Consider the following 4,130-nt stretch of genomic DNA (forward strand, 5'->3'; position numbering starts at 1 on the left):
CCGGACCATCCGCCGCGCCTTGTCCCGTCCGGTCACCTCCGGCGCCCCGCTCTGCAGGACGGCGCGGCGGAAGAGGCCACGGGCCCGGGGTGAGGCCAGCAGCGCCCCGACGCTCACGGCGCCGGCGGACTGCCCGGCCACCGTGACGTTGTCCGGGTCGCCCCCGAACCCGGCGACGGCGTCCCGCACCCATTCCAGCGCGGCGATCTGGTCGCGCAGCCCGAGGTTGGCCGGGGCGTCCGGGAAGAGCCCGTACCCCTCCACGCCCAGGCGGTAGTTGACGGAGACCAGGACGACGCCGTCGCGCGCGAAGCCGCGCCCGTCGTACACCGGCACCGCGGAGGAGCCCCGGGTGAGCGCTCCGCCGTGCAGCCAGACCATCACCGGCAGCCGTGCGCCCGGCCCCGGCTCGGGAGTCCAGACGTTGAGGTTCAGGCAGTCGTCGCCCGGGATCGAGGGGTCCGACAGGAACCGTGAGAAGGCGTCCGAGTAGGGCGGTTTGGGCGCGGTCGGCCCGAACTCGACGGCGGGGCGGACCCCCTGCCAGGGTCGCGGGGGCGCCGGCGGCCGGAACCTGTGGGGCCCGAACGGCGGCGCGGCGTAGGGGATTCCGCGGAAGACCGCGATCCGGTCCTCCCACCGTCCTGCGACCCTCCCGTACGGCGTCACGGCCACCGGTGCCGAGGACGGCCCGCTCCCCTGCGTCATGCGCGTCCCGCCCTTCCGGCTTCCCGCCTCCGGCCCGTGGCCGACCGACCACCGCACGGTACAACGACGAGGCCGCGGCTTCGCCGGACATGTCGCGGCGGTCGCGGGAGGGCGGTGACGGGTCCGGGGGCGGGCCGTGCGATGCTGCGCGCCATGAACTCCGTGCGGATCACGCGGGCCGTCCTGGCGATCACGACGGCGGTGGCCGGATGCCTCTCCCTGGGAGCCTGCGCGAGCGGGACGGACGGGACGGGAGCGGGGGCCGCCCGCGGGAGCACCGCCGCCGGCGTGACCACGGTCCCCGAGGACGAGCGGCGCCCCCTGGGCGGGATCCGGGGCGAGACCCTCGACGGACAGCAGCTGGACGTCGCCGACCACCGGGGCGAGGTCGTCGTGCTCAACGTCTGGGCCTCGTGGTGCTCGCCCTGCCGTGCCGAGGCGCCCCATCTGGTCGACACGGCCGAGGAGACGAGGAGCGAGGGCGTGCGCTTCCTGGGCATCGCGACCCGCGACACCAGGAGCCTCGCCCTCGCCTTCGAGGAGAAGTACGGCGTCACCTACCCGAGCCTGTACGACCCCACCGGCCGGCTCATCCTCTCCGGCTTCCCGAAGGGGACCCTGCATCCGCAGGCGGTGCCTTCCACGGTGGTCGTCGACCGGAAGGGCCGGATCGCCGCGCGCGCCCTGGGGGCGCTGTCGCGGAAGGACCTGCGCGAGATGATCGACCCGCTGCTCGCGGAGGGCCCGCGGGCCTGACGGGGTGCTACCGGGCCATCGCCTTCTCGATGTCCTCCAGCACCGACACCGCGGCCAGCGCGCCACCGAGGCTGGTCCACTTGGAGCCGTCGATCTCGGTGACCGAGCCCGACTTCACGGCGCCCAGCTGGGCGAAGGCCGGCTTGGAGCGGAGCTCGTCGAGGAGGGTTCCGTCGGCCGGGGTGAGGGTGCCGATGAAGAGCCAGTCGCCGTCGATCTCGGCCAGGTTCTCGTCGCTGAGGGGGGTGGAGTGGCCCTCGCCCCTCTCCTGCTGGATGCCCGGGCGCCGGAAACCGAGGTCGTTCAGCACGTCGGAGATGAAGACGCCCTGCTGCATCACCGCGGTGCCCTTGGGCGAGTAGCGGGCGACGGAGACCTCGGCGCCCGCCTTGTCGCCGAGCTCGTCCTTGAGCGCCCCGGCCTTGGCGTCGTAGTCGGCGAGGAAGGCCTTGGCCTCGTTCTCCTTGGCGAGCACCTGCCCGGTGATCTCGAGGGCCTTCTTCCAGTCCTTGGTGTCGTCGATGGTGACGACGGTGGGGGCGATCGCCCGGAGCTGCTCGAGGACCTGCTCGTCGGCGAGCTGGCCGGCCAGGATGACGTCCGGCGCGGCCTCGACGACCTTCTCGATGTCCGGGCCGGTGACGGCGCCGACGACCGGGATGCCGGCGGCCTGTTCGGTCAGGTAGGCGGGCGCGCCCTGCTGGCCGCGGCCGGCGGTGAGCCCGACCGGCTTGATACCGAGGGCCAGCGAGGCGTCCAGGTCCATCTCGCTGAGCACGACGACACGCTCGGGCGCCTCGGGCACCTCGACCTTCTCGCCGGTGGCGTCGGTGACGCTCACCTCGGCGGTCCTGTCGCCGCCCTCCGCCGCGCCGTCCTCGGCGCCCCCGCCGCAGGCGGTCAGCGTGAGCGCGCCCGTGACGGCGGCGGCCACGGCCGCCACCCGGACTCGGGACATTCGGGCATTCATACGCATGATCGGGCACTCCGGAAATACATCGAACAGCGGGCGGGACAAAGGCGGATGCGACACATCGGCCCGGCGTTACATAGGTTAGGCTAACCTAATGTTGATTGCGCAAGAAGGGGTGGCCGGGACGGGCGACCCACCCCGGCCGGCGGGCCGACTGCACCGGCCCACGCTCTGGACGGCCCTCGGTCTCCTGGCCGTTCTCCTGGTCTGTGCCCTGCTGTCCCTGCTCGTCGGCACCGGGAACAGCCCCGTCGCCCGCGCCTGGGACTTCCTCGCGGGCGACCCGACGGCACGCGCCGACGCCCAGCTCCGGCTCGCCGTGGTCGACGTCCGGCTCCCCCGTACCGTCGCCGCCGTTCTGGTCGGCGCCTCGCTGGGTGTGGCCGGCTGCCTGCTCCAGGCGGCCACCCGCAACCCGCTCGCCGAGACCGGGCTGCTCGGCGTCAACTCCGGTGCCGCGCTGGGCGTCGTGGTCGGACTGACCTATCTGGGCGTCGAGTCCTCCTACGGCGTGCTGGTGTGCGCGCTGCTCGGCGGCATGGCCGCCAGCGCGGTCGTCCTGCTGCTGGCCGCCTCCGGGCGCGCGGCGGGATCGCCCCTGAAGCTGGTGCTGGCCGGTTCCGCCCTCGGCGCCACCTTCCACGGCATGACCTCCTACGTCCTGCTGGGGACGCAGTCGACGTTCGACGTCTACCGCTACTGGACGATCGGCTCCCTGGCGGGCGTGGAGACCTCCGACACCTACCCGCTGCTCCCGCTGATCGCGCTCGGCCTGCTGATCGCCTACGGCAGCTCCCGCCCGCTGGCCGCCCTCGCCCTCGGCGACGACAGCGCCCGGGCGCTCGGTCACCATCCCGGCCGGGTGCGGCTGGTGGTCGCGGTCTCCGTCACCCTGCTGGCCGGCTGCGCGGTGGCCCTCGCCGGACCGATCGCCTTCCTCGGCCTGCTCGCCCCCTACGTCGCACGGGCCGTCACCGGTCCGCGGGTCGCGGGGCAGGTGACGCTCTCGGCCCTGACCGGCGCGTGCGTGATGATCGTGGCGGACATCCTCGCCCGGGTCGTCATCCGCCCCTGGGAGACGCCGGTCAGCGTGCTGCTCGCCTTCATCGGCGGGCCGCTGCTCGTCTGGATCGCCCGTTCCCGGCGGTTCTCCACGGCGGGAGGCGCGGCATGACGCCCCATGGGACGACGCACACTGCGACGCACGGGACGGCGCACGGGGTGAAGACGCCCGACCCGACCGGAGAAACGTTTCCCGGGGCAGAACCCGGGGCGGAACCCAGGGCGGAACCCGGGGCGGAACCCGGGGCGCCCGACGTGACGCCCCCGGACAGCGCGGTGATCCGGGCCGGCCGGTTCTCCTGGCTGTTCCCGCGCCGCACCGCCGTCGTCGTCGCCGGCCTGGCGCTGCTCGGCGCGGTCGTGGTCGCGCTGGCCTCGTTCGCCAGCTCCACCGGCATGAGCCTCTCCCGGACCGTCGAGGGCCTGCTGGGCACCGGCGACGCCGCGACCGTGATGCTGGTCCAGGATTTCCGGCTGCCGCGCATCATGGTGGCCCTGCTGGTCGGCGCCGCGCTGGGCGTGGCCGGCTGCCTGCTGCAGACCCTGGCCGGCAACCGGCTCGCCACCCCGGACGTGATCGGCGTGAACGAGGGCGCCACCGCCGTGGTGGTGGCCTCCGTCGTCGGCTCCG

At 74.1% G+C, this 4,130-nt stretch carries 5 protein-coding genes; 3 read left to right on the forward strand and 2 right to left on the reverse strand.

All coding sequences use genetic code 11. The annotated features are described in order from the left end of the window. Positions 1-708: carboxylesterase family protein (locus HW445_RS20735; protein WP_180222485.1), on the reverse strand; the 708-nt coding region annotated here is incomplete at its 3' end. 153 nt (positions 709-861) lie between these two features. On the opposite strand from HW445_RS20735, the gene HW445_RS20740 reads away from it, so the two are divergent. Beyond that, complete coding sequence (locus tag HW445_RS20740; RefSeq protein WP_180222486.1) at positions 862-1,464, forward strand: TlpA disulfide reductase family protein; 603 nt, start codon at positions 862-864, stop codon at positions 1,462-1,464. Between the two features lie 7 nt (positions 1,465-1,471). Here the strand turns inward: HW445_RS20740 and HW445_RS20745 are convergent, their stop codons facing one another. Beyond that, positions 1,472-2,422: an iron-siderophore ABC transporter substrate-binding protein gene (locus tag HW445_RS20745; RefSeq protein ID WP_257231194.1), complete on the reverse strand. Its 951-nt coding sequence runs from the start codon at positions 2,420-2,422 to the stop codon at positions 1,472-1,474. 109 nt (positions 2,423-2,531) lie between these two features. Here HW445_RS20745 and HW445_RS20750 point away from each other — a divergent pair, with 109 nt between their 5' ends. Together HW445_RS20750 and HW445_RS33690 are read left to right on the forward strand one after the other, a co-directional pair. Continuing rightward, a complete protein-coding gene (locus HW445_RS20750) occupies positions 2,532-3,611 on the forward strand; it encodes an iron ABC transporter permease (RefSeq protein ID WP_180222488.1) in 1,080 nt (359 codons plus the stop codon). Between the two features lie 143 nt (positions 3,612-3,754). Then, a partial coding sequence (locus tag HW445_RS33690) for an iron chelate uptake ABC transporter family permease subunit (protein WP_308799591.1) occupies positions 3,755-4,130 on the forward strand: 376 nt, incomplete at its 3' end.

The organism is Streptomyces sp. UH6 (assembly GCF_013421635.1).
In the GTDB taxonomy this organism is placed as follows: Bacteria; Actinomycetota; Actinomycetes; order Streptomycetales; family Streptomycetaceae; genus Streptomyces; species Streptomyces abyssomicinicus.